The following is a 25,132-nucleotide window of genomic DNA, read 5'->3' on the forward strand; positions in this document are numbered from 1 at the left end:
CTCGCCGTTTTCGCGCTTAGAGAATCTGCGCGGCTTCCTCGAAGGCGAGTCGGGGTGAACGGGGGAAGAGGTTCTCGTCCGTGCCGTAGCCCAGGTTCATGATGAAGTTCGGCTCGACATGGCTGTCAGGGAAGAACTCGGCCTTCACGCCGGCGGCGTCGAAGCCCGACATAGGTCCGACATCCAGTCCCAGGGCGCGCGCCGCGATGGTCAGATAGCCGCCCTGCAGGGAGGCGTTGCGGAAGGCGGCTTCGCGACGACCGGCCTCGTCCAGGAACCAGTCGCGTGCGCCCGGCGCGTGCGGGAACAGTTTCGGCAAGGTGTCGTGGAAGTCGAGGTCCTGAGCGATGATCAGGTTGACCGGCGCGGCCAGGGTCTTGGCGCGGTTGCCTTCGCTCATGTGCACTGACAGGCGCGCCTTGGCTTCCGGCGAGGTGACGAAGACGAAGCGGGCCGGGGTCATGTTGACGGCGGTCGGGCCGAACTTGGTCAAGTCGTAAAGCTGGCGGATCAACGCTTCGGACACGGGGCGGTCGCTCCAGCCGTTGCGCGTGCGCGCCTCGGTGAACAACTGGGCTAGCACGGCGTCGGCGACCGGAACGTCGCGGGTGGAAAGGGCGTCGAAGGCCATGGGAAAAGCTCCTGAGCAGGATTAGCAACTTCAATTGTGGCGAATATGGCTCGCCACACTCGCCCGTCAAGGGGATTGCCACAAAAACTGTTGCTGATTTGGAGCGATGTTCGGCACGAGGGTCTGGAGCCGCGCCGCGGATCGCCCTATCTAGGGGGCATGAAAGACCTCAACGCCCTGATGCAACAGGCCCAGGCCATGCAGCAAAAGCTGCAGGACGCCCAGGCGAAAATGGCCGAAACCACCGCCGAGGGCACCTCGGGCGGCGGCCTTGTCTCCATCGCCCTCAAAGGGCCCGGCGAGATCACCGCCGTGAAGATCGACGACAGCCTGATGGCGCCCGGCGAGGGTGAAATCCTGGCCGACCTGATCGTCGCCGCCCACGCCGACGCCAAGCGCAAGCTGGACGAGGTCAACAGCGCCCTGATGCGCGAGGCCGCCGGCCCCATGGCCGGGATGAACATCCCGGGAATGCCGAAACTCTTCTGATGGCCGCCTCCGCCGGGCCGGAAATCGAACGGCTGATTAGCCTGCTGGCCAAGCTGCCGGGCATGGGCCCGCGCTCGGCCCGGCGCGCGGCCCTGGCCCTGCTGAAGCGGCGCGAGCAGCTTCTGGTCCCACTGGCGGCGTCGCTGACCGAGACGGCGGAGAAGGTGGTCAACTGTTCGGTTTGCGCCGCGCCTGACACGCGCAATCCCTGTTCGATCTGTTCCGACAACGCCCGGGACAACAGCCTGATCTGCGTGGTCGAGGAAGCGGGCGCCCTGTGGGCCATGGAGCGCTCCGGCGCCTTTCGCGGCAAGTATCATGTCCTGGGCGGACTGCTGTCGGCGCTGGACGGCGTCGGCCCCGAGCAACTGCGCATCGCCGAACTGATCGGCCGCGTCAAAGGCGGCGAGATGGGCGGCGGCGAGGCGAGGGAGGTCGTTCTGGCTCTGCCCGCCACCGTCGACGGCCAGACCACGGCCCACTATCTGGCCGAGCGCCTGTCGGCGGCGGGGGTCGAGGTCACCTCTCTGGCGCGGGGCGTCCCCGTCGGCGGCGAACTGGACTGGCTGGATGACGGCACCATCGTTCAGGCGTTGCGGGCCAGGCGTCCCGCCTGATCCCCTGCGTCCGCGGTTGACGCGGCTCCGCTTTCAACGGCCGGCGACTCCCGTTAGGAACGGAGCATGAACACGCTCGAACTCATCCTGCTGGTCGTCGCCGTGGCCGCTGTGGCCGGCTTCTTCTGGGCCTTCATGGGCTGGCAGAAGGCCAAGGGCGCGCTGGACGCCGCCGACGCCCGGCTGGAGTTGATGGAGGAGAGCCGCGATTCCATGGCGGAGTTCCTCAAGGCCCAGGCCTCGCAGTCGGCCGAGGCCGTGGCGACCAAGCTGGTGGCCCGCGCCACCGAGAGCTTCCAGGCCCAGGACCGCGTCGCCCGCGAGCGGATGGAGGCCCAGCTCAAGCCCGTTTCGGAAACTCTGGCCAAGTTCCAGGAGCACGTCGCCGCCCTGGAGAAGACCCGCGCCGAGGACACCGGCGGGCTGAAGGAGCAACTGGCCGCCCTGATGACCGCCTCGACCGCCACTCGCGACGAGGCGCGCCGCCTGACCGAGGCCCTGAAGGGCAATACCGGCCGTCGTGGTCGCTGGGGCGAGCAGACCTGCCGCAATGTTCTGGAAGCCGCCGGCATGGCCGGGCGCTTCGACTTCGAGGAGCAGAATTCCTCGGCCAACGACGAGGGCCGCCAACAGCGCCCCGACTTCATCGTCAAGCTGCCCGGCGGCGGCATGTTCGTCATCGACGCCAAGGTCTCCTTGGCCTTCGCCGACGAGGCGGACGGCGACGAGGAGGCGCAAGGGCGCGCCATGTCGGCCCGCACCGCCGCCAGCATGAAGACCCACGTCCGCCAGCTGTCGTCCAAGGCCTATCAGGACCAGTTCAAGCCCAGTCCCGACTTCGTCGCCATGTTCGTGCCGGGCGACGCCTTCCTGGCCGCCGCGCTCGATCACGAGCCGAACCTGATGACGGACGCCATGGCCTCGCGCGTGGTCATCGTCACCCCCACTACGCTGTTCGCGCTGTGCAAGGCCGTCGCCTATGGCTGGCGCGCCGAGGAGCAGGCGAAGAACGCCGAGGACGTCGCCAGGCTGGGCAAGGAGCTCTACAAGCGCCTGTCGGTCATGGGAGGCCATGCCGCCTCGGTCGGTCGGGCGCTGGAAACCGCCGTCGGCAAGTACAACCAGTTCGTCGGCTCGCTGGAGAGCCAGGTCATGGTCTCGGCCCGCCGCTTCGAGGACCTGCAGGTGGACCATGAGGGCAAGGAATTGCCCGAGCTGCCCGCCGTCGAGCAATCCCCACGCACCCTCAGCCGCCCCGAGCTGCTGAACGCGCCGGCCGCGGAGTAGGATCGCCTTATCCCGGCGACCTCGCTTGACGGCCGGGCTCCGCGTTGTAAAACGTCCTTGTCAGAGCGGGAGGGCGTCGTGGCCAGCAAGCGTAAACTTTATATTCAGTCCGCCGTCGCGCTGGGCCTGTTCCTGGCGGCGATCTTCGTCACGGGGGGCGTCATCGGCTACCTCAGCGCCAGCGATGAAGATGTGCTGGCCAATCCGGTTGCACTGACGATCATCGGCGTCTTTGCGGTGATCAGCATGGTAATCGCCATGTGGATCAGCCTGAAATGGATGCGTTCGATCGACGAGGCCGCGCAGGAGGCCCACAAATGGGCCTGGTTCTGGGGCGGATCCAGCGGCATGGCCGTCGGCGGCGTCTTCGTCATCCTGGCCTCTCTGCCCCAGGCGGCGGCGATCAATATCCCGGCCTGGTATTCCGAGCGCTCCGACCCCGCCGCCTACGCCGCCACGGGCGCCTTCGCCATGCTGACGCTGATGCTGATCGGCTACGGCGTCGCCTGGGCCTGGTGGTGGCTGGGTCGGCGTTGAGGAGGGCGGCATGAACAACCGTCTCAAGGTCCTGCGCGCCGAGCGCGACTGGAGTCAGGCTCATCTGGCCACCGAACTCGGCGTCTCGCGCCAGACCGTCAATGCGCTGGAAACGGGCCGCTACGACCCGTCCCTGCCGCTGGCCTTCAAGATCGCGCGGCTGTTCGCCCTGCCGATCGAATCCATCTTCTCGGACGAGGACTAACGGTCGTCGCCCGCGCCCGCCAAAGGATGCCCGCCATGCGTTTTCCCCGATTGTCCTCGCGTTTTCGCGCGATCCTGATGGCGGGAACGGGGGCGGGGCTTCTCCTGCTAGCGCCCTCCGTCCAGGCCCAGGCCCCGGCGCCGACCGTCGAGCCCGCCGCCGTCGTGGCCGCGTCTGCCGGGTCCGGCCCGGGCCTCTGGGTGGTGAGAGACGCGGATTCTACCCTCTACCTTTTCGGCACGGTTCACGTCCTGAAGCCTGACACCGCCTGGGGCACTCGGCGCGTCGACCAGGCCTTCGCCAGCGCGGATGAATACTGGTTCGAGATCGCTGACCTGAATAATCAGGACGGGGTCGTGCCGCTGATCCAGGCCAAGGGGCTGTCGCCCCAGCGCCCGCTGTCCAGCCTGTTGACCACCGAGGAGATGGCCGACCTCGATCTGGCCGCCCGCACCGTCGGCTCCACGGCGGCGCAACTGGATCCCTTGCGCCCTTGGCTGGCCAGCCTGCAACTGGCGCTCGCCTCGATTCAGAAGGCCGGCTATGTCGCGGCCAACGGCGGCGATCAGGTCCTGCACGCCCGCGCCGCCGCCACCGGCAAACCCATCAAGGGTTTCGAGACCGCGCCCCAGCAGATCGGCTTCATCGCCGACATGTCCGAGGAGGCTCAACTGGCTATGTTGCGGTCGGGGCTCAAGGAGTTCGATCAGGCGGAGGCCTTCCTCGACCGCATGGTCACCGCCTGGTCCACCGGCGATGTCGACGGCCTGGACAGCCTGATCGGTCAGGAGATGAAGGCGGAATCGCCCGAGATGTACGCCGTCATGCTGACGCGTCGAAATCAGGCCTGGGCGGATCAGATCCAGACCCTGCTCGCCGGTTCGGGCACCGCCTTCATCTCGGTCGGCGCTGGCCACCTCGCGGGCGTCGACAGCCTGCAAGCGCAACTCGAACAGCGCGGCGTGCGCGTCGAACGCATCCGCGACTGAGGCATGGCGCACGCCCGCTCGCCCAAGCGAGCCGAGGCTCTTTTCTTTTCAGCCCCGGCCTCTATGGTCCGCCCAGCGCGGCCGTAGTTCAGAGGTAGAACGTCAGCTTCCCAAGCTGAATGTCGTGGGTTCGATTCCCATCGGCCGCTCCAGGGCCTCGGGGCGTGGTCCGGCGTCTGGCGCGCCCTCAAGCCTCCACCAGATTGTCGGCAGGCCTGGCGCTTCGGCGACGACTCCGGTCGCGCGGGACGCTGGGGGGCGTGCAATCCCGCGGCGAGGCTGTCGCGCCGAAGCGCCGATGTTTAAGCGAGAACGCTTGCGCCTCGCTCGGCCCGCCCTTTGGCGCGTCGATCCCGCAGAGCGCGGTGGTGGCGATCGGCGTGTCAGGGTTGGTGCAGCTGAACGAAGTTCAGCAAACTCAAGGATTTAAATCCCTAATCTATTATTAGTAATCGCGCTTTCACTTGTAGAGCAAGTAAATGATACATGTTCTACATATCGGCCAAGCTCTGTATTGTAGAAACAAATATTTCGTCGCTCTGTCTGTGTAGACCATACGAGACATTCGCGATGATGGGCATCACCAATCTGTGGGGTGTTCATGAGAATATTTTGGGGTATGGTGAATTCGTCGAGATTGTGGCGTTGCGTTAGGTGGTGGAGCAACAAGCGGTCGGACGGGGGCGGCCAAAGCTGGAGCGACGGTGTGATACACGGTTCTGCTGAGGCCGAGGCCCCTGAGGCGTCGCAAAGGGCTTTCTGGCTGTCGGTCGATCGCCGCGTGTCGCGCGATCGGCGGCGTTCATCCTCTAGCGACGGCGCCGATCTGGACGCGGTCTGCGGGCGCGCGCTGGCCAACTGGATGGATGGGGAGCGGCGCGCGCGCCTGATCGTGACGCGCGAACTGGACGTCCTGTGGATGAACGAGGCGGCGCGGGTGCTGCGCGACGACGGCGAGGCTTTCGAGGTCAGCGACGGCCGTCTGGCGCCGCGTTCGGCGATCATCGCCAGCCTGGTGGCTGGGGCCCGACCCGAGGAATCCGGCTGCGCCGTGGCGCCCGGCGAAGGCGGCCGTCATTGGGTGGCCTGGGCGCGCGCGGTTTCCGGGCCGCCGCACGACCTGGTCGGATTGACCCTGCAAAGGGCGCGCAGCGAAGTCCGCTTTCAGGCCCTGATCGAGAACCACCTGCTGACCCCGTCCGAGGGCAGGATCATCGAAATGCTGCTGGCGGGTGTCGAGACGGGTCGGATCGCCCAGGCGCTGGACATCTCCATCGAGACCCTGCGCACGCATCTGAAACACGCCTATCAGAAGCTGGGGGTGCGCAGCCGGGGCGAGTTGTTCGCCGAGGCGCTGAGCTTTATCGGTCCCTAGGCTTCAGGCCGCCGGTCTTGGCGCGCCGACCACAGCGGGCGTCGGAGCCGGCGCGGCAGGCGCGGCGGCGACGCCGGGATCGACCTGGATCAGCAGCGGGCCGAGCGCGAAGGCGGCTGCAGCCGCCCCTGCCGACAAGGCCAGGACGGCGACGACGGCGTAGGCGGCCACGGAGCGGGAACGGCGGCGACGGAAGCCGCCCGATTTCACGGCGCGGATGATGACGAACGGACCTTTGTTGAAGGCCTCGGAACCCATGATGTTGTGTTGGGACAAGAACGCGCTCCCCGACTGTCCGTGATTGGATCAGTTCAGAGAGCGGCCCCGTAAGGCCAAAGGATGGCGAACGCCGATCCCCGTCGCTGTTCAGCCCCCGAGGGTGACGTTGACCATCCGTCCGCCGCGCGTCTGAACGCGCTTCATCAGGACCACGATGTCGTCGCCCGCCTTCACGGGCGAAATCAGGAACCAACTGCCGTCGGGCAGGCCGCTGAAGCGGAAGGCGCCGTCAGCGCAAGGCTGGGCGCGTTCGTACGAGCGATAGTCGGCTCCCTGTTCGCCGGCCGAGCGAGCCCGGACCACGGCGGCGGGCACGGCGGCGCGCTCGGTCGAGCCATAGAGGCGCTGCATCCGGGCACGGGTGTAGCCGGTGTCGGGGATCAGGCCGACATTGCCGACGCAACTAAAGGCCTGGCCGTCCTGGGCGAAAGCCACGCGGCCCTCGATCGAGGCCTGGCCGGCGCGGGTCGACCAAGCGAAGGCGTCGGCGCTGAACTCGGCCGGGCTCGCTCCGCCGCCCACAGGCGTGGTGGCGCAGGCGCTGAGAGCCAGAGCGCCGGCGAGGATGGCGGCGAGGGCGAGGGAGGGGCGACGGTTCGACATGGAGGGTTCCCGAAACTCGTTTCAAGCGTGACCGGCATGGCCCCCCACGACCCTTGGAGTCAAGGTTGCCCGGCGTCGCGTGGTAGGCCACAAGAGCGCCGGAGACCGGACGCAGAGACCGGCCAGAAACGTTTTCAGGAACTTCATGACCGTCACCTTCGACGACATCCGCGCGGCGCAGGAACGCATCGCCGGCCAGGTCGACCGCACGCCCGTCCGCTATTCGCGCCGCCTGTCGCAACTGACCGGCGCCGAGATCTGGATCAAGTTCGACAACCTGCACTTCACCGGCAGCTTCAAGGAACGCGGCGCCCTGAACCGGTTGCTGCAGTTGACGCCGGACGAAATGAAGCGCGGCGTCGTCGCCGCCTCGGCGGGCAACCACGCCCAGGCTCTGGCCTATCACGGCGGTCGCCTCGGCGTGCCCGTGACCATCGTCATGCCCGAGGGCACCCCCTTCGTGAAGGTGGACGGCACTCGCGCCCACGGCGCCAACGTCGTCATCCACGGCCTCGACTTTTCGGGTTCGACCGAGGAGGCCAAACGGCTTGAGGCCGAGCATGGCTATGTCTTCGTCTCGGCCTTCGACGATGAGGGCATCGTGGCGGGCCAGGGGGTCTGCGGGCTGGAGTTCGTCGAGGACGCGCCGGATCTGGACGCCCTGATCATCCCCATCGGCGGCGGCGGCCTGATCGCCGGCAGCGCCATCGCCGCCAAGGCGATGAAGCCGGACATCAAGATCTTCGGCGTCGAAGCGGCCCGCTATCCGTCGTTCACCGCCCGTCGTCGCGGCGAACCGGCCAAATGCAGCGGCCAGACCATTGCCGAGGGCATCGCCATCAAGGCCGTGGGCGAGATTCCGTTTGCTCTGGCCGACAGCCTGATCGACGAGGTCTTCGTCTGCGAGGAGGCCGATTTCGAAAAGGGCGTGGCCCTGCTGGCCACGCTGGAGAAGACGGTGGCCGAGGGCGCCGGCGCCGGCGGTCTGGCCGCCATCCTGGCCAATCCCGAGCGGTTCAGGGGCATGAAGGTCGGCGTCGAGCTGACCGGCGGCAATATCGACGCCCGCATGCTGGCCGTGGTGCTGAACCGCGAAATGGTTCGCGAGAAGCGGCTGATCGTCTATCGCATCCTGGGCGACGACCGCCCCGGCATGCTGTCGGCCATGGCCGCCGTGATCGGCGGCCTGGGCGGCAATATCATCGACGTCGTGCACAACCGGCTGGCGCTGGACGTGCCGGCCAAGGGGGCGGAGTTCGACATCATGGTCGAAACTCGCGACGCCAGACATGCCGAGGAAATCGGCGAAGCGCTCAAGGAACGTGGCTATGAACTTCGCATGGGCTAAGCCCGCATTTGCTGCGGCGACCGTCGCCGCCCTGCTGGCTACGGCCGCCTGCAATCGCCAGCCCGCCGCATCCGGCGCCGATCTGGCGAAGAACGCGGAAGAAGCCGCCGCCTTCATGAAGACCAACGCCTCGGCGGAGGGGGTCCAGACCCTGCCGTCGGGCCTGCAGTACAAGGTCGTGGCCAGCGGCCCTGCGGGCGGCGTTCGTCCCGACCGCAACGATCTGGCGCGGGTCGATTACGAAGGCAGCCTGACCGACGGCACGGTCTTCGACAGCTCGTTCAAGCGCGGCTCGCCCGCCGTCTTCAGCCCCGAGCAGGTCGTGCCGGGCTGGACCGAGGCGCTGCAACTGATGAAGCCCGGCGATGAATGGCTGCTCTACGTCCCGCCGGAGCTGGGCTACGGCGAAGCCGGCGGCCCGCCGATGATCCCCGGCAACGCCGTGCTGGTGTTCCGGCTGAAGCTGCTGGACGTGGCCCCGGTCCCCGGCGGCGGTCGTGGTGTGGGTTCCGCCGACGTCTGAAGACCCTTCTCCCCATTGCGGGAGAAGGTGTCAGGCGAAGCCTGACGGATGAGGGGTTTCTCCAAGTGGGAAACCCCTTTTTGCTAGGTCTGAGGGCGGCGAGACCCCTCATCCGACCCGCTGCGCGGGCCACCTTCTCCCGCAAGGAGAGAAGGATTCCATTCCGCCTTGACGCTCTCGTTCTCTTCGACCGCCAGTCGCACCTCACGCAGCGCCGCGAACCGCTCGCCATGCAGCCGCGACAGCGCCCAGACGGCCGCCCCGCGCACCACGGGGGCCGGGTCGTCCAGCAGGGCTTCGACCGGGGCGACCAGTGCGGCGTCGCCGGAGTTCCCCGTCGCATAGAGGACGTTGCGGATGAAGCGATCCCGCCCGATGCGCTTGACCGGGCTTTTGGTGAACAGGGCGCGAAATGCCGGGTCGTCCAGGGCTAGGAGATCGGCAAGCCGCGGCCCCTTCAGGCTGTCGCGGGCGTGCAGGCGCGCCTCCGACGCCCCTTGCGCGAACTTGTTCCAGGGGCAGGCGCCCAGACAGTCGTCGCAGCCATAGATGCGCGGCCCTGTCGCGATGCGGAACTCGACCGGCCAAGGATCGGCGTATTCTATGGTGAGGTAGGAGAGGCAGCGTCGGGCGTCGATCTGGAAGGGCGCAGGAAAGGCGTTGGTCGGGCAGGCGTCCAGACAGGCGGTGCAGCGGCCGCAATGCTCGGTCTCGGCCTCGTCGGGCTCGATCTCGGCGGCGGTCAGGATGACGCCGAGGAACAGCCAGTTGCCGTGGGTGCGGCTCAGCAGATTGGTGTGCTTGCCCTGCCAGCCCAGACCGGCGCGCTGGGCCAGGGGCTTCTCCATCAGGGGGGCGGTGTCCACGAAGACTTTCACCTCCTGCCCCAGCCGCGCCGCCATCTGGCCAGCCAGGATCTTCAGACGGCCCTTGATGACCTCGTGATAGTCGTCGCCGCGCGCATAGACCGAAATATAGCCCGCCGACCTGTCTTCGAGCTCCGGCAGGGGATCGGCCTCGGGGCCGTAGTTCATGCCCAGAACAATGGCGGTCTTCGCCCCGTCCCACATGGCGGTCGGGTGGGCGCGGCGCTCCAGCGTCGTCTCCATCCAGCCCATGTCGCCGTGACGGCCCGCTTCGACGAAGTGGGCCAGCTTTTCGCCCGCGCTCCACGGGTCGCTGGCCGAGGCGAAGCGGCACACGCCGAAGCCCAGTTCGGCGGCGCGCTGTCGGATGAAGATGCGGGGATCGGCCGCCATGAGGGCGCTTTAGCCCTCGTTAGCCTCAGAAGTCGAGGTCGGCGTACCAGGTGGCGGGGTGGACGCCGGGGAAACGATCCCCCAGCAGGGGGCGGAAGCAGGGCCGCGACTTCAACTTGGAATACCAGGTCTTCAGCGACGGATAGGAGGCCCAGGTGATCTCGCCGAAATAGTCCAGCACCGACAGGTGGCCCGCCGCGATCAGGTCGGCCTGGCTGAGGCGACGTCCGGCCAGCCATTCACGACCGGCGGCCAGACCTTCCAGCATGGCCAGATGGGCGCGCAGGGCGTCGCGCCCCTCGCGCAGCATCCGCGCCTCGGGTGGCCCCAGCCGCAGCAGGGGCTTCTCCATCCGCTCGTGCAGCAGGACGGCGTCGACCTCGTCGATGAAGCGGCGGTTGAACCAGGTCGCCAGCCGCCGCGCCTCGGCGCGCTCGCCCGGATCGGCGGGCATCAGGACGTCGCCTTTGGCCCGGTCCTCGATCCAGCCCAGGATGGCGTCGGTTTCGCACAGGGTCAGGGTCTTGCCCTTCTCGGTCACCGTCAGGACTGGCGGCATTCCCGAGGGATTCAGGTCGAAGAGGGGGCAGTCCTCCTCCCAGGGTTTGACCGGTTCTTCGCCGAACTCGACGCGCGCCTCGCCCAGCGCCAGTCGCGCCGTGCGCGAACCGGGGTGGAAGGCGAAATGATAGAGGACGGCGGGCGCGGACATCGCCCAATCCATACGCGCCGCTCGTTAAGGGCGCGTTTACCGCGACGGACCGTCGCAGTTCATGACCAGGGACCCGGGCGGATCGCCAGCGGCTCGACTTCCGTGTCGGCGGGGGCGGCCGGGATCGGAGCGGCGCCGTCGCGACGCCCGTGGCTGTCGCCGCTGCCGCGCGGGTCGGCGTGGATCAGCAGGTCGGCGTGAGGAAAGGCGGCCAGCACCCGTTGTTCGGCTTCGACGACGATGGCGTGGGCGACGTCCAGCGTCAGGCTGGGTTCCAGGTCGACGTGCATCTGGATCATCAGCACCTGCCCGGCCATGCGGGTGCGAAGCTGGTGCACGCCGGAGATGCGCGGATCGGCCAGGACGGCCGCGACGACGGCGGCGCGGTCGGCGTCGGGCGCGGTGTGGTCCAGCAGGTGGTCGGCGGCGTCGCGCAGGATGGAGATCGCGCCCCAGAACAGCCAGACCGCCACCACCAGGCCGGCGGCGGCGTCGAGGCCGGGGGCTCCGAGATAGGCCCCTGAAACGACGCCGATCAGCACCACGACATTGGCCGCCAGATCGGCGGCGTAGTGGGCGCGGTCGCCTGCGACGGCGAGGGATCGGGTCTTCTTCAACGCCCGGCTCTGCATCCACACCAGCCACAGGGTGACGGCGATCGAGATGATCACTGCGCCTACGGCCCAGCCGCCGGCGGTGACAGGGCGGGGATCAAAGATGCGCTGCACCGCCTCCCAACCGATGAAGATCGCCGAGGCGAAGACCAGTCCGGCCTGCACCAGGGCCGCCAGGGCCTCGGCCTTGCCGTGACCGTAGCGATGCCCCTCGTCGGCAGGCGTCGCGGCCCAGCGCACGGCGAAGAAGGTGGCCAGCGAGGCGATCAGGTCCAAGGAGGAATCGGCCAGCGTCGCCAGGATCGACACCGAGCCCGAGGCGCCCAGGGCAAAGGCCTTTATCACGATCAGGATCGTGGCCGTCCCCACCGACAGGGCGGTGATGCGGCGGGTCGTGGCGTGAGCGTCGTCGAGGGGAGAGGCGGTCATCCCCGCCCTTGTCGCGCAAAACCGGTCATCCGCCAATGGCGGCGTCTTGTCCGGGGCGCTAAGGAAGGGGCTGCTGGCGCGGACGGACCGCCGCCAGTCGAGACGGAGTTTTCATGGCGGACTGGCTGACGGCGATCCTTCTGGGTCTGGTCGAGGGATTGACCGAGTTCATACCGGTGTCCTCCACCGGCCACCTGCTGCTGCTGGGGCATTTTCTCGGCTTCGAAAGCACCGGCAAGACGTTCGAGATCGTCATCCAGCTGGGCGCTCTGCTGGCCATCATCAGCGTCTATTTCCAGCGTCTGTGGACCCTGGCGACACGCTGGCCCTTCGACCCGGCGGCGCGGCGCTTTCTGATCGGCCTGCTGGTCGCTTTCGCGCCGGCGGTGGTGATCGGCTTCATGGCCTACGGCTTCATCAAGACCGTCCTGTTCGAGACGCCCCTGGTCATCTGCGTCGCCCTGATCGTGGGCGGCCTGCTGCTGCTGTGGCTGGATCGGTTGAAGAAGATGCCGAGCTATCTGGATGCGGATCGCTACCCCTTCCGCGTCTATTTCCTGATCGGCCTGTTCCAGTGTCTGGCCATGATCCCGGGCGTGTCGCGCTCGGGCGCGACCATCGCCGGCGGCCTGTTGCTGGGGACGGACAAGCGTTCGGCGGCCGAGTTCAGCTTCTTCCTGGCCCTGCCGACCATGGGGGCGGCGGTGGCCTATGATCTGTTCAAGAACCGCGATGTGCTGGATTTCAGCGACTTCGGCCTGATCGCCATAGGCTTTATCGCCGCCTTCATCTCGGCGCTGGCGGTGGTGCGTTTCCTGCTCGATTTCGTGTCCAAGCGCGGCTTCGGCCTCTTCGCCTGGTGGCGGATCGTGGTCGGCGTGGCCGGCATTATTGGTCTGGCCGCGACGGGCGCCCTCTAGGGCGCAGGGGGCGTCGGGCAAGGAAAAACCCCTCGGGACGCGGGTCCCGAGGGGTTTTTCTTTTTCGTAAGTGCGCCGATCAGGCGGCGGCGGGGTTCTCGGCGTATTGCCCGCCGACGCGGTAGCGGAACAGGTAGCTCGGCGCGATGGCCTCCAGGCCCGTCGCCTCGATGCCCAGCTCGGCCAGACCGTCAGCGCCGGGCGAGACGATGTTGTCGCTCTCCAGCAGCACCACCTGATCCTTGGTCAGGGCGGGGGCCAGGCCGATGGCCGCGGGGATCTGCGCCAGCGAGCCGAGGATGCGGGCGGCGAAGAAGGGGACGGGAACCAGGAAGCGATTGCGGTTGGTCTCGCGCAGGATGAACTTGAGGATGTCCTCGAAGGTCCAGACCGACGGGCCGCCCAGCTCGAAGGTCTTGCTCTCGGCCTCTGGCGAGACGGTCGCCCGGGCGACCGCCTCGGCCACGTCGCCGACATAGACGGGCTGGAACTTAGTCACGCCGCCGCCGATCAGCGGCAGGGCGGGCGAGAAGGTCGCCATGGCGGCGAAGCGGTTCAGGAAGGCGTCTTCCTTGCCGAAGATGATCGAGGGGCGGACGATCACGGCGCCGGGGAAGGCGGCGCGGACGGCGGCCTCGGCGGCGCCCTTGGTGCGGGCGTAGTCGGCCTTGCCGTTTACGTCGGCGCCGATGGCCGACATGTGGGTCAGGCGCTTGACGCCAGCGGCCTTGGCGGCCTCGGCGACGTTGACGGCGCCCTGGACGTGCAGGGCCTCGAACTTGCGGCCGCCGGTCTCGAACAGGATGCCGACCAGGTTGACCACGGCGTCGGCGCCCTTCAGCGCCTCGGCCACGGCGGCCTTGTCGGTGATGTCGCAGCGGACGGTCTGGATCTGGCCGACGTCGCCGGCCATGCGCAGCTCATAGGCCAGGGCCGGTTTGCGCACGGCGACGCGCACGCGCCAGCCGCGCTTGGCCAGGGCCCGCACCACCTGGGTTCCGACAAAGCCCGAGCCGCCGAAAACGGTGACCAGTCCGGGGGCGAAATCAGCCATCTAGCGCTCCAACGCCAAGCCCGGCCGCTGGCGGGCGGCCGGAGAAGAAAACCATGGCCGGGGCTTAACCGATGCGCCGCCCCGCCGCAACGCACGGCAGGGCGAGCGGCATCTAGTCGGCCCGATAGACCACCTGGCCGTCGACCACGGTCAGGACCGCGCGGCCCTTGGGGATGGCGGCGGCGGGGACGGTCATCAGGTCGATGTCGAAGGCGGTGAAGTCCGCCCGCTTGCCGACCTCGATGGAGCCCAGCTCATCCTCGCGGAAGCTGGCGTAGGCCGGCCACAGGGTGAACATCTTGAGCGCCGTCGCCCGGTCCACGGCCTCGTTCGGACGCCAGTCCGGCCCCTGGAAGCCGTTCAGGTCGCGGCGCGCCACGGCGGCGTAGAACTCGATCAGGGGATCGCCGCGCTCGACCGGCGCGTCCGAGCCGCCGACCACGATCACGCCCCGGTCCACCAGGGTATGCCAGGCGTAGGCCCCGTCCAGCCGGGCGTCGCCCAGGCGGTCGGCGGCGAAATGCAGGTCGCCGATGGCGTGGCTGGGCTGCATCGAGGCGATGATCGGCAGCTCGTCGAAGTAGTGGTAGTCGGCGGGCCGGATGATCTGGGCGTGTTCGATGCGCCAGCGCGGGTCGGCCAGCTTCCACTCGGCCTTCGGCACGGTGCGCAGGGCCTCTTCGTACCAGGCGGCGACGTCATGGTTGCCCTGGTCGCCGATGGCGTGGGTGGCGATCTGGACGCCGGTGCGCAGGGCCTCCTGATAGAGGGGCATGACGGTGTCGCGCGAGGCCAGCATCAGGCCCGACGTCTCCGGCCGATCCGAATAGGGCTGGAACAGCTTCGCCCCGCGCGAGCCCAGGGCGCCGTCGGCGTAGAACTTGACGGCGCGGGTGATGATCCGCCCGTCAGCGGCGTCGCGGGGGCCGCCCGCCATCAGGGCGCGGGCGTCGCCCATGTCGATGCTGTTGTAGACGCGCAGGGGCGCCTCGCCGTCGCGCGCCATCTGCTCCAGCAGGGGCACGTCCTTCCACGGGGCGCTCATGAAGTGGACGCCGGTCCAGCCGTAGCGGGCGTAGACGTCAAACCCGGCGCGATAGGCGGCGCGTGTCGCCGCGGCGTCGGCCTGTGACATGAGGGGTTCGACCAGGGGCATGGCCCCGTCGACCAGCAGGCCCGTGGGCTGCCCTGCGGCGTCCTTGAGGATTTCGCCTCCCGAGGGGGCGGCGGTCGCGGCGTCGATCCCGGCGGCGGTCAGGGCCGCGCTGGAGACGGCGACCGCGTGGCCGTCGGCCCGGCTGAGCAGCACCACGCGACCAGGGGCGGCGGCGTCCAGATCGGCTGCGGTCAGGAAGCGCTTCTCGGGCCAGTGGGTCTCGATCCAGCCGCGCCCGACGATGACGCCCTCCGGGTGCGCCCTGGCCCAGTCGGTCAGCCTTTGCATGGCCTCGGCGACCGAGGTCGAGCCTTCCAGGTTCAGCGTCATCTCGCGCCAGCCGATGCCGTCCAGATGGGCGTGGCCGTCGGTGAAGCCGGGAAACAGGGTCGCGCCCTTCAGGTCCACCACCTCCAGCCCCTCGGTCGAAGGCGCGCCGGCGGCGGCCCCGACATAGGCGATGCGACCGTCGCGCACGGCCACGATCTCGGCGGTGGGTTGCGCCTCGACTCCGGTGTGGATGGTCCCGCCCCGGATCAGCAGGTTCTGGGCGAAGGCGGCGGGCGCGGCGGCGGCCATCAGGACGGCGGCCAGCGGGATAGCCTTCAGGGTGGTGCGGATCATGGGGCGTCCTCCAACGTCAGCGCAGGGAGCGGGTCGCAAGGTCCGCCGTCAAGTCCGGGCCGGCGTATTGCACGGCGCCTCGGAAAAAACAGTGCAATAGGTGCAATGGCGAGCCGCAGGAGCGGGCGCTCCGTGGGAACGGGCCGGACGACCTTGCTCGGTGATGGGGCGGTCAGGCGGCGAATGGCGATGTCAAAGACCCGAAGCCATCATCGCACGCCTGGCGACAGCGCCTGGAATGAGGCGCCGAGCGGCGCGCAAACCCGGAAAATCACGAGGTTTGGAGCGCGAGGTTGCGACAGCGGGGGCGAACAGTCTGCATGCCCGTGCAAATTTCAGACGGCTTGTGCTTCGGGAAAGCGCCACCTGTTTTGCAGCACCTCATCTTGGGGTCGGTAGAGACGCACCATGTAGTTCCAACCCGGGGAGGTCGGCAGACAGTTGGGCGTTGTCTCGCTGCAGCCGCCGAACTGGATAGCCACTCCGCCGTCCGCATCCTTGATGGCGGTGAGGTTGTTCAGTGTGTAGCGATCCGAGGAGTTCGGATGATAATAGCCGTCCGCGCCATAGACGCTCACGGACCAGAACCCATCGACAGGCACGTCCGCCGGCACCTTCAATCTGTAGACCGTCGCTCCGTCATTCTCGTTTGGGACGAAGTTGAGATAGATGGCGTCGCGTGGCGAGTTGGCCCCCCAAGCTGAGGCTGCGCCAAGCAACCTCTGTACGGGGTCGACTTCCGCCTTCGAACCAAACGCCTTGCTGGTATCGCTGACCGTCCCGGCCAGCACGAGCAGCGCGTCGCGCACCGTCTTCTGGCTCTCCGGGTCCCAGGCCGGAACCTCCCAACGGCCGGGGCCGCCCGGCTGCGCGATGGCGATGGCGTCCTGCAGCGCATGGACCTGTTCGAGATCGCCGGGCTTCATCGGGTCCACCAGCGTGCGAATGCCGACCATGACGTAGCGGGTGTCGAAATCGGCGCGGTCGAGCGTGTAGCTGCCGAACTTGTAAATCGTAGGTCGGGTGTATTGGTCCTCGTCGAACACCTGCATCGAGAGGAAGCGCTGACCGGGATCGGGCAGGGTGATTGTCACAGGTCCGGCGTCCAGATCGAACACGGCCGATGAATAGACCGTGTCGCGATTGCCGCGAATGACGGTCTGCCGATCCAGCGGCATCAGCTCTCTGGCATGATGCCACTTGCCGATGCCCACCAGAGCCACCGGATGGCCGAAATACATGTCGCTCTCGGCGCGAACGAAGTTGTCTACGGTGACGGGGATTGGATCCGCCATGCGCTGTCCTCCTCAGGCGCCCTCCCTCAGGGGCGGTGGAAAGTAGTCGCCGCTCACCACATCTTCGGACGGCCCGTAGAAGCGGAAGGTCAGGTTGTAGCGTCCGCCCTTCGGCGTCGGCAGCCAAGTTGGGTTCCGGGCTGGCGTCGGGCTTTTCCGGCGCGAACCACAAGGTCAGGGACCCGTCGCTGTCGCGGTGAAGACCGGACTGGTTATTGAGCAGGAACCGGCCGAGCGGGTTGGCGATCACCCGGAACTCGCGCGAATCCACGGCGATCACGGACCAGAAGTAGCGCGTCTTCTGATCGGGCGACGCGTTGGCGGGAAAGGTTAGCGAGATCGTCTTTCCGCCATCGTTTTCACGCGCGACGAAGTAGATCACTTCCTGTGTGTTGTTCGCCCAAATGCCTGTAAAATTGGCGATTGTGCGCATCTGCCAGTCGGAGCCGTAATTGCCGATAATGCGGGGGCGAACCCAGCCGTTGACGGATTGGCCCATGCCTTTGACGGCATCGAGGAAGGTCGGGACAGCCTGGGTTTGAATGACGCCATCTATTCGGGTGCGTTCCGCCGGATCGCGCACGGCCGCCGCCACGGCGCGGGCCTTGACCTGCAAGGACGCCACGCCTGGATTGATGTCTGCTCGTCGTCCAGGACGTCGTCGGTTCGGTCAAACGCTTCGGCGCCGGGGAAAAGTTCGAAATCGATCGGGACAGGATCGGGTAGGCGGGGCTCGCCGGTAGCCCGCAAGGTCGTAGATTTCTGGAGCCTGATCGCCTCCGCCGGATCACTGCCGAGCTCCACGCGCATCAGCAGTCGCGACTTCCGACCGGGCAGATCAACCCGAAGCACGTCGTCTGGCAGGTCAACCTCCGCTCCCTTCAAACACAGCGCGAACCGGCCGAAGGCATGATCCGGGAAGTTTCGCTCGTTGATGTTCAACACCACCTCGCCCCAGCCGTTCAGAAGCTGAAAGGTGTAATATCGATCCCTGATCTCGGGCAGATCGAGGATGGTGGCGCTGTCGTCGTCGACGGCGATCCAAGCCTCGCTATAGGCGACGTCGAGGTTGGGATTGGCCCAGGAAACGCCGCCGGGCGCGCGGTGGATGATCGCGTTCCAGCGAAAACCCTCGTCGAGATCGCGTCGCTCCTGCCGCAAAACCAGCCAGCGGGCGAGCATGTACTGGTAGGCTTCGACGATATCCCGGTCCGAAATTCCCGCCATGCGCCTCTCCTGGATTCCAGGAGTGTATCGGCCTCCGCACTGGATCCCATCGGCTCAAACCCTGAGACCCGTGCTGGCCATACCGTGGAGGCGTCCGGGCCTCCCCGCATCGCAGGGAAGCCCGGACAGGTCGGCCTTACGGACGGCCCACCAGCTGATCCACCGAGCCCGAGGTGACTGGGTGATAGAGCGGCCGGGCCTTGGCGTAGATGCGGGTGGCGATCGGGCGGCCCCAGTCGCCCTCGCCCCACAGGGTCTGGAACAGGGGCAGGACGAACTTGCGACGGCCCTGGCTGGTCAGGAAGCGGTCGGCGGTGGCGACGGCGGGCTCATAGCGATGCGCCAGGGCGATCTGCAGCCAGGCGAAGGTCAGCTCGGCGTTGCCTTCATTGGCCAGGTTGAGCGTCTTCTCCAGGTCGGCCAGTTGCGCCGGGGTCAGCCAGTCGGCGCCGGCCACTAGGCCCTCGGGACGCCAGGCCAGGAAGCGTTGGCGTTGCTGGGTGTTCCAGTTCTTCCAGTCGATGGCCGATGCCGGACCCTTGTCGGCGAAGAAGGTCTTGGCCTGTTGGTCCACGGCCTCGAAGGCGTGGGAGACCGGCGGGATCCAGTTCGACGGCATCCCCGGTTTGTAGATCCAGTTCTCCAGCTGCAGCTGGGCCTCCAGCGCCGCGTCGCCCTTGATCAGGTGCTCGCGGATGTCGGCCAGGAAGCCGACGTCGGTCATGGGCTGGAAGGCGTGGCGGTCGAAGTAGCCGCGCAGCCAGCCGTCGAACGTCTCGCGGCCGACGATGCGTTCGATGGTGCGCAGCATGGCCGCGCCCTTCTCATAGGGCACGCCCGACAGGCCGTCGTCGGGGTCGCGCCCGGTCAGGTCGATGTGCAGCTTGGTGTCGTCCGGCGCGGTGGTCGCCAGTTCGGCCGACAGCTCGCCCCAGCCCAGGACCTGCTCCTGCAGCGCGCGGTCGCGGCCGTACAGGGCCTCCATGATCCGGTTCTCGAAATAGACGGTGGTGCCTTCGTTCAGCCAGATGTCCGACCAGGTGGCGTTGGTCACCAGATTGCCGGACCAGCTGTGGGCCAGTTCGTGCGCCACCAGCGAGACCAGGGACTGATCCCCGGCGATGATGGTCGGGGTGGCGAAGGTCAGGCGCGGGTTCTCCATCCCGCCGAAGGGGAAGCTGGGCGGCAGGACCAGCAGGTCGTAGCGGCCCCAGCGATAGGGGCCGTAGAGGGCCTCGGCCGCATCGACCATGCGCGGGGTGGATTGCAGCTCGGCGCGGGCGGCCTCCAGACGGCTCGGCTCGGTCCAGACGCCGGTGCGGCCGTCGAAGGAGGCGAAGGCGATGTCGCCGATGCCGATGGCCATCAGATAGGGCGGGATCGGATGATCCATGTCAAAGCGCCAGGCCTTCTGGCCGGCGCCCGCGGCCTCGCCCTGCGGCGTCAGGTGCTCGGCGGACATAACCACGGTCAGGTCGGCGGGGGCGACGATGCGGGCGGAATAGGTCTGGCGGATGCCGGGGCTGTCCTGGGTCGGGACCCAGGTGCGGGTCAGGATGGCCTGGCCCTGGCTGAACAGATAGGGCTTCTGGCCGCCCGCCGTCTGCTGCGGGCTGAGCCATTGCAGCGCCGCCGCGTCGGGGCGGGTTGAATAGTCGATGACGACCTTCTGGACCTCGGCGCCGGCGAAGGCGGGCAGGTGGACGGTCAGGGCCTGACCCTTGATGGCGTCGACGGCGCCCAGCGCATGGCGCAGGGGACGGCCTTGGGCGTCGCGCACGCCGCGGATGTCCAGGTTCTTGGTGTCCAGCACCACTTCGGTCGCGCCGACGCGGCCGGTGACGTCCAGCGTGGCCGAGCCCGACAGGGTCTTGGCGGCGAAGTCGGCGGTCAGGTCCAGCGCCACATGGCCGACGCGCGCCTCGGCCGGGCGGGCGTTGGAGTGGATGTCGTTGGCGTAGGCGAAGGCGGGGGCCTCAGCGGCAGGCGAGGTCATCGACGAGCCTCCGGGCGCGGTGGCGCAGGCGCCCAGGGAAGAGACAAGGGCGGCGGCGAGGGCGAGGGCGGAAACCTGCCCAACCAGCTTCAGGGACATCGAACGCTCCGTATTCAGATGCGTGCGAAAAGGCTCCCTCCGCCGCGAAAGATCAAGCCTTGGTTGAGCCCGGGGCGGCGACCGGGCGCAGGTGGTGAGCCTTGAACAGCCGTCCCTTCTCCGCCACCAGCACCAGCACGAGGGCCAGCACGCCGAGGGCGGCGAAGCCGACCGTCATCGGCACGGTGGTGCCGTCGAAATGCTGGCCGATCCAGAAGCCCAGCAGGGCGCCGCCGATGGTCGAGATGAAGCCCTGGGCCGAGGCGGCCGTGCCGGCGATATGGCCCATGGGCTCCATGGCCATGGAGCCGAAGTTCCCGGCGATGAAGCCGAAGCAGAACATCTTGCAGGCCTGCAGCGTGGCGAACATCCAGAGACTGTCATGCCCCGCATAGGCGATGACGGCGTGCAGGACGCTGAAACCGATGAAGCCGAACAGGGCCGTGTGAGCGATCAGGCGCGAGCCCAGCTTCTCGACCATGCGCGAGTTCAGCACCGAGGCCAGGGCGATGCCGCCCGCGACCATGGCGAAGACGGTGGTGAACAGGCCGGGCGACTTGAAGACGTCGAAGAAGATCTGCTGCGACGAGTTGATGAAGGCGAACAGGGCGCCGCTGATCGCGGTCATGGCCAGGGTGTAACCCATGCCCTGACGATTGCTCAGGGCCTGACCAAAGGCGCCGGCGATGCGTTTGACCTTGATCGGCATCCGGTCTTCCGGGTGCAGGGTCTCGGGCAGGCGCAGGGCGGCCCACAGCAGGAAACTGCCGCCGAACAGGGCGAAGAAGCCGAAGATCCAGCGCCACGGCGCCACCAGCATGATTAGTTGCCCCACGGTCGGGGCCAGGATCGGCACGCCGAGGAAGACCAGGAAGCTCAGTGACATGACCCGCGCCATGGTCCGGCCCGAATAGCGGTCACGCACGATCGACACGGCCAGGACCCGCGTCGCCGCCGAGCCCAGGCCCATGCCGATGCGCGACAGGATCAGCCACTCGAATGACTGGGCGAAGGCGGCCAGGATGCTGAACGCCACATAGAGGCCGATGCCGGTGAACAGGATGGGTCGGCGACCGAAGCGGTCGGCGAGCGGGCCGTAGAACAGCTGCGCGCCGCCGAAGCCCAGCAGATAGGCGGTGATGACCCATTGCCGCGTGTTTTCATTGGCGACGCCCAGGTCCTCGCCGATGTGCGGCAGGGCCGGCAGCATGGCGTCGATGGCCAGGGCGTTCAGCGCCATCATGATGGCGATCAGGCAGACGAATTCGGCGAACCCCGGCCCCTTGGAGGCGGCGGCTGTGGTGGTCGGGGCGTTGGTCATCGGGACCTGATGCGGCCTGCGTCAGGCTGACGCAACCCCGAAGGCGCATGAATTTTGCGTTGCAACACGACGTCAGCGCCCGTCGCTGACGTCGATCCGGGCCTTGACCGACATGCCGGGGGCCAGTCGCGCGGCGGCCTCCTGACCGGGGTCGATGGCGATGCGGACGGGAATGCGCTGAGCCACCTTGGTGAAGTTGCCGGTCGCGTTGTCGGGGCGGATGACGCTGAACTCCGATCCGGCGGCGGGCGCGATGCGCTCGACCCGGCCGGTCAGCTTCGTCCCGCCCAGGGCGTCGACGGCGATCTCGACCGGCTGGCCGACGCGGACATCGCGCATCTGCGTCTCCTTCATGTTGGCCGTGACCCAGATCGCGTCGGGGACCAGGGCCGTCAGCTGCGTGCCGACCGAGACCTGCTGACCCACGCGCACCGACACCTCGCCCAGGCGACCGGCGCGCGGCGCGGTGATGCGTGTGTTGTCCAGGTCGATCTGGGCCAGACGGACCTGGGCGCGGGCGTTCTCTACTGCGGCTTCCAGGGAGCCGCGGCTGACCACGGCGGACGTGACGCCGGTCTGGGCCACGCCCTCGGCGGCGCGGGCGGCGGCCAGCTGGGCCTCGGCGGCGCGCAGGGCGTTCTGGGCCGTGTCCACCTGGGCCTGGGCGACCCAGCCCCCGGCGAACAGGGTGCGCACGCGCTGGGCGTCGGCGCGGGCCTTGGTCACGGCTGACTCGGCGCCGGCGATGGAGGCGCGGGTCTGGGCGACCGAGCCGCGCGCCGAGGCCTGGCTCTGGGCCGAGTTGGCCAGGGCGGCTTCGGCCGCGTGCAGGGCCGCCTGCGCCTGTTCCAGCTTCTGGCGATAGATGCGGTCGTCGATCGTCGCCAGCAGCTGGCCCTGCTGCACGGTCTGGAAGTCCTGCACCGGGACGGAGGTGACATAGCCGCTGACCTGGGGGCTGATGACGGTGACCTGACCGCGCACATAGGCGTTGTCGGTGGTCTGCGGCCCGCCGTCGAAGGGCGGCAGCCGCCAGGCGTGCAGGATCAGGCCGACACCGACCAGGGCGATCAGCGCCAGCACCACGCTGATCATGACGCGTCGACTGCTGGACGGCTGGGGCGCGGGCGCGGCGGGCGGCGGCGGGGCGGCTGGAGCCGGAGCGGCGGGAACGGGTGAGGGAGTGGCGTCGGTCATGGTCGGGTCCGGGTCATTCGACAGCGGCGGCTGCGGCGGCTTGCGCCGCCTCGCGGTTGGCGGCGCGGCGCGCCTCGATACGGGGGCGGAAATGGTTGAGGGCGACCCAGGCGGCGCCCAGGGCTGCGGCGGCGGAGATCAGCAGGAAGACGTCGTTGTAGGCCAGAACCTGAGCCTGCTGGCTGACCTGCTGCTGCAACAGCTTCAGGCCCTGAGCCTGGCGCTGGGCGGCGTCGCCGAGGGTGTGGGCGTAGGCTCCGCCCAGCTGCTGCAGGCGCAGGACCACGTCGGGGTCGCCCAGGGTGATGCTCTCGCTCAACTGGTTGGAGTGATACTTCTCGCGGATCGTCTGGATGGTGCCGACCAGGGCCGAGCCCATCAGGCCGCCGATGTTCTGGCCGATGGAAAAGACGACGATGAAGCTGATCAGGTTCTTGCCGCCGCCCTGCAACACCTTGCCGAAGCCGATGATCATGGTGGGGCCGATGAAGAAGGCGGCGGCGAAGGCCAGAAGGGCCTGGCTGAGATAGAGGTTGGACGGACGCGTCAGCACCGTGGCGTGACTGTCCATGAAGGCCCCGACCGCGATCAGACCCAGGGCGATGGAGATGGGCTTCCACAGCTTCAGCGGGTTCAGGGTCAGGGCGCTGGTCAGGGTGCCGGCGGCCGTGGCCAGCAGCATGACCCAGAACAGGCCGTGCATCTGATCGTTGCCCAGCCCCATCTGCTGCAGGAAGCCGACCGCGCCCGTCGTCTGTTCCGACAGGACGATCCGCACCAGGATGATGGCCAGGGTCAGCCGCACGATGTCGCGCCCGGCCAGCCATTTCAGGTCGATCAGCGGATTAGTGCGATTGTATTCGACCACCACGGCGGCGGTCAGCAGGATCAGAGCGCCGATCAGGGCCCAACCGATCCACGCCGCCTCGGTCCACCACACGATCCGGCCCAGGCCGAGCACGGCGGTCAGCAGGGCGATGCCCGGCGCGAACAGGGCGAAGGTGACGAAGTCCAGCTTCTCGAAGGTCTTGACCCGCTGCGACGGCGGCATCTTCAGGGCGAAGACGGCGGGCAGGGCGATCAGCACCAGGCCCAGATCGAACATATAGACGGCGCGCCACAGGTCGTGGTCCAGCAGGCGGCCCACGCCCAGCCGCGCCAGCGGGATGGCCAGGCTGGACAGGCCGACGCCGATGATGATGCCCTTCAGCCGATGCTGCGCCGGGAAGGCCTGGATGATGTAGAGGATGCCGAGGGTCGACATGCCCGCCGCCGCGATCCCGGCGATGCCCCGCACCACCAGGGTCGAGCCGTAGTCCTCCAGGAACAGGTGGGCCGCCGCCGTCGCCAGGAAGACCATCAGGATGATCTCGGTGAACAGGCGCAGGCCATACTGCATCCGGAACTTGACCAGCAGCAGGTTCATGCAGGCGTTGGTCATGACGAAGACCACGGGCAGCCAGGCGGCTTCGGTCGTGGTCACGCCCAGCGACCCCGCCAGCAGGGGTATGTTGGCCGTGACCGCGGCATTGCCGAGACTGCCGGTCAGGGCCACCAGAACGCCGACGGCGGCGTAGGCCAGGCGCCAGGCGGTCGAGTGGTCGGGCGTGGCCGGCGAGCCCGGCAAGGCCGGCCGCTCGTGCGGCTTCAGCGTCGCCAGATAGTCGTCCCAGGGCAGGTCCCAGTTGCGGCGGCTCATGCCGGGCGCCCCTGGGGTCGGACGGCGTCCAGCACCAGCTCCAGAGTGCGGCGGCTCAACAGGTCGCGGTCGGCGGCGGCGGCTGTGCGCGACGGCGCGCCCAGCATCAGGGCGATGACGCGGATGTCCTCGATCGTCAGGTCCGGCCGCACCCGCCCCGCCGACTGGGATACGCGCAGCGCCTCGGCGCCGGCCTGCTTCAGGCCGCTGCGGATCGGGGCCAGGGCCTCGTCCCTCAGGTCGCGGATGGCGGTGGACAGGCCGGCGCTGCGGATCATCAGCTCGACCATCTGGCCGAGAAACCACAGGAAGACCTCGGGATCATCCAGGCGGTCGTGCGTCCGGCGACCCAGGTCCTCGATCTGTTCCAGAAACACCGCCAGGGCCAGCTCCGACCGGTCGGCGAAGTTGCGATACAGCGTCGCCCGTCCCACGCCCGCCTGTTCGGCGATCAGGTGCAGAGGGGCGTCCAGCCCATCGCGCGCAAAGGCCTCGGCGGCGGCTATCAGCAGCGCCTCGCGGCGTTCGGCGGCGTCTTTTCGCAAGGGACGGGTCATGAAGATCGCCAAGTGGACACTTGTGTCCGCTTAATCAATAGCGCTCGAACTCATTCTTTGTTTCGTCATGCGACGGCGCGCGACATTCCT

At 68.1% G+C, this 25,132-nt stretch carries 25 protein-coding genes, 1 tRNA gene and 1 pseudogene; 11 read left to right on the forward strand and 16 right to left on the reverse strand.

Annotation, left to right across the window (positions count from 1 at the left end; all coding sequences use genetic code 11):
* Window positions 1-16 precede the first annotated feature (16 nt).
* A complete protein-coding gene (locus tag B4A39_RS08590) occupies window positions 17-631 on the reverse strand; it encodes a malonic semialdehyde reductase (RefSeq protein WP_292035421.1) in 615 nt (204 codons plus the stop codon).
* Between the two features lie 159 nt (window positions 632-790).
* Here B4A39_RS08590 and B4A39_RS08595 point away from each other — a divergent pair, with 159 nt between their 5' ends.
* The 8 genes from B4A39_RS08595 (at window position 791) to B4A39_RS08630 (ending at window position 6,130) form a co-directional block, all read left to right on the forward strand.
* Complete coding sequence (locus tag B4A39_RS08595; protein ID WP_292035422.1) at window positions 791-1,120, forward strand: YbaB/EbfC family nucleoid-associated protein; 330 nt, start codon at window positions 791-793, stop codon at window positions 1,118-1,120.
* Entirely contained in the window at window positions 1,120-1,737 is a 618-nt protein-coding gene (gene recR, locus B4A39_RS08600; protein WP_292035425.1) for a recombination mediator RecR, read from the forward strand. Before B4A39_RS08595 ends, recR begins: the two co-directional genes overlap by 1 nt.
* Window positions 1,738-1,803: 66 nt before the next feature.
* The gene (locus B4A39_RS08605) at window positions 1,804-3,024 is read left to right on the forward strand and encodes a DNA recombination protein RmuC (protein ID WP_292035427.1); all 1,221 of its coding nucleotides are present in this window, start codon (window positions 1,804-1,806) and stop codon (window positions 3,022-3,024) included.
* A 78-nt stretch (window positions 3,025-3,102) separates the two neighbouring features.
* On the forward strand, window positions 3,103-3,561 hold the full coding sequence (locus tag B4A39_RS08610; RefSeq protein ID WP_292035429.1) for a hypothetical protein: 459 nt from the start codon (window positions 3,103-3,105) through the stop codon (window positions 3,559-3,561).
* 10 nt (window positions 3,562-3,571) lie between these two features.
* The gene (locus B4A39_RS08615) at window positions 3,572-3,766 is read left to right on the forward strand and encodes a helix-turn-helix transcriptional regulator (protein ID WP_292035432.1); all 195 of its coding nucleotides are present in this window, start codon (window positions 3,572-3,574) and stop codon (window positions 3,764-3,766) included.
* A 35-nt stretch (window positions 3,767-3,801) separates the two neighbouring features.
* A complete protein-coding gene (locus B4A39_RS08620) occupies window positions 3,802-4,755 on the forward strand; it encodes a TraB/GumN family protein (protein ID WP_292035434.1) in 954 nt (317 codons plus the stop codon).
* Between the two features lie 77 nt (window positions 4,756-4,832).
* A tRNA-Gly gene (locus tag B4A39_RS08625) sits at window positions 4,833-4,907 on the forward strand.
* A 554-nt stretch (window positions 4,908-5,461) separates the two neighbouring features.
* Complete coding sequence (locus B4A39_RS08630; RefSeq protein ID WP_292035437.1) at window positions 5,462-6,130, forward strand: helix-turn-helix transcriptional regulator; 669 nt, start codon at window positions 5,462-5,464, stop codon at window positions 6,128-6,130.
* Between the two features lie 3 nt (window positions 6,131-6,133).
* On the opposite strand, the gene B4A39_RS08635 is transcribed toward B4A39_RS08630, so the two are convergent.
* Together B4A39_RS08635 and B4A39_RS08640 are read right to left on the reverse strand one after the other, a co-directional pair.
* Window positions 6,134-6,406, reverse strand: a complete 273-nt coding sequence (locus B4A39_RS08635; protein WP_292035441.1) for a hypothetical protein — start codon at window positions 6,404-6,406, stop codon at window positions 6,134-6,136.
* A 90-nt stretch (window positions 6,407-6,496) separates the two neighbouring features.
* Window positions 6,497-7,012: a hypothetical protein gene (locus tag B4A39_RS08640; protein ID WP_292035444.1), complete on the reverse strand. Its 516-nt coding sequence runs from the start codon at window positions 7,010-7,012 to the stop codon at window positions 6,497-6,499.
* A gap of 145 nt (window positions 7,013-7,157) precedes the next feature.
* Between B4A39_RS08640 and B4A39_RS08645 the strand changes: the two genes are divergently transcribed.
* Entirely contained in the window at window positions 7,158-8,360 is a 1,203-nt protein-coding gene (locus tag B4A39_RS08645; RefSeq protein ID WP_292035446.1) for a threonine ammonia-lyase, read from the forward strand.
* On the forward strand, window positions 8,341-8,883 hold the full coding sequence (locus B4A39_RS08650) for an FKBP-type peptidyl-prolyl cis-trans isomerase (RefSeq protein WP_292035449.1): 543 nt from the start codon (window positions 8,341-8,343) through the stop codon (window positions 8,881-8,883). Before B4A39_RS08645 ends, B4A39_RS08650 begins: the two co-directional genes overlap by 20 nt.
* Window positions 8,884-8,966: 83 nt before the next feature.
* On the opposite strand, the gene queG is transcribed toward B4A39_RS08650, so the two are convergent.
* Genes queG through B4A39_RS08665 form a run of 3 tightly spaced genes read right to left on the reverse strand, consistent with a single transcriptional unit; the run spans window position 8,967 to window position 11,897 of the window.
* Window positions 8,967-10,142 (reverse strand): tRNA epoxyqueuosine(34) reductase QueG, encoded by a 1,176-nt coding sequence (queG, locus tag B4A39_RS08655; protein WP_292035452.1) that lies wholly within the window; start codon window positions 10,140-10,142, stop codon window positions 8,967-8,969.
* A gap of 25 nt (window positions 10,143-10,167) precedes the next feature.
* A complete protein-coding gene (locus B4A39_RS08660) occupies window positions 10,168-10,854 on the reverse strand; it encodes a glutathione S-transferase family protein (RefSeq protein ID WP_292035456.1) in 687 nt (228 codons plus the stop codon).
* Window positions 10,855-10,913: 59 nt separating this feature from the next.
* Window positions 10,914-11,897, reverse strand: coding sequence for a cation diffusion facilitator family transporter (locus tag B4A39_RS08665; protein WP_292035459.1), 984 nt, complete (start codon window positions 11,895-11,897; stop codon window positions 10,914-10,916).
* A gap of 113 nt (window positions 11,898-12,010) precedes the next feature.
* On the opposite strand from B4A39_RS08665, the gene B4A39_RS08670 reads away from it, so the two are divergent.
* Window positions 12,011-12,817, forward strand: a complete 807-nt coding sequence (locus B4A39_RS08670; RefSeq protein WP_292035462.1) for an undecaprenyl-diphosphate phosphatase — start codon at window positions 12,011-12,013, stop codon at window positions 12,815-12,817.
* 79 nt (window positions 12,818-12,896) lie between these two features.
* Here B4A39_RS08670 and B4A39_RS08675 read toward each other — a convergent pair whose 3' ends face one another.
* The 10 genes and pseudogenes from B4A39_RS08675 to B4A39_RS08715 form a co-directional block, all read right to left on the reverse strand.
* A complete protein-coding gene (locus B4A39_RS08675) occupies window positions 12,897-13,871 on the reverse strand; it encodes a complex I NDUFA9 subunit family protein (protein ID WP_292035464.1) in 975 nt (324 codons plus the stop codon).
* A gap of 112 nt (window positions 13,872-13,983) precedes the next feature.
* Window positions 13,984-15,651, reverse strand: a complete 1,668-nt coding sequence (locus B4A39_RS08680) for an amidohydrolase (protein WP_292035467.1) — start codon at window positions 15,649-15,651, stop codon at window positions 13,984-13,986.
* A gap of 335 nt (window positions 15,652-15,986) precedes the next feature.
* On the reverse strand, window positions 15,987-16,946 hold the full coding sequence (locus tag B4A39_RS08685; protein WP_292035469.1) for a DUF1254 domain-containing protein: 960 nt from the start codon (window positions 16,944-16,946) through the stop codon (window positions 15,987-15,989).
* A gap of 139 nt (window positions 16,947-17,085) precedes the next feature.
* Window positions 17,086-17,445: pseudogene (locus B4A39_RS16455) on the reverse strand (DUF1214 domain-containing protein); the annotation flags it as partial.
* 53 nt (window positions 17,446-17,498) lie between these two features.
* Window positions 17,499-18,173 carry a DUF1254 domain-containing protein gene (locus B4A39_RS08690; RefSeq protein ID WP_292035472.1) on the reverse strand — a complete coding sequence of 225 codons (675 nt, stop codon included), beginning with the start codon at window positions 18,171-18,173 and terminating at the stop codon, window positions 17,499-17,501.
* Window positions 18,174-18,309: 136 nt separating this feature from the next.
* The gene (locus B4A39_RS08695) at window positions 18,310-20,268 is read right to left on the reverse strand and encodes a M1 family metallopeptidase (RefSeq protein WP_292035474.1); all 1,959 of its coding nucleotides are present in this window, start codon (window positions 20,266-20,268) and stop codon (window positions 18,310-18,312) included.
* Window positions 20,269-20,320: 52 nt separating this feature from the next.
* Entirely contained in the window at window positions 20,321-21,589 is a 1,269-nt protein-coding gene (locus tag B4A39_RS08700) for a multidrug effflux MFS transporter (protein ID WP_292035476.1), read from the reverse strand.
* 72 nt (window positions 21,590-21,661) lie between these two features.
* A complete protein-coding gene (locus B4A39_RS08705; protein WP_292035478.1) occupies window positions 21,662-22,786 on the reverse strand; it encodes an HlyD family secretion protein in 1,125 nt (374 codons plus the stop codon).
* Window positions 22,787-22,799: 13 nt separating this feature from the next.
* Window positions 22,800-24,485, reverse strand: a complete 1,686-nt coding sequence (locus B4A39_RS08710; RefSeq protein ID WP_292035479.1) for an MFS transporter — start codon at window positions 24,483-24,485, stop codon at window positions 22,800-22,802.
* Entirely contained in the window at window positions 24,482-25,042 is a 561-nt protein-coding gene (locus tag B4A39_RS08715) for a TetR/AcrR family transcriptional regulator (RefSeq protein ID WP_292035481.1), read from the reverse strand. Before B4A39_RS08715 ends, B4A39_RS08710 begins: the two co-directional genes overlap by 4 nt.
* Between the last annotated feature and the right edge of the window lie 90 nt (window positions 25,043-25,132).

The organism is Brevundimonas sp. UBA4553, assembly GCF_002387245.1.
Classification (GTDB): domain Bacteria; phylum Pseudomonadota; class Alphaproteobacteria; order Caulobacterales; family Caulobacteraceae; genus Brevundimonas.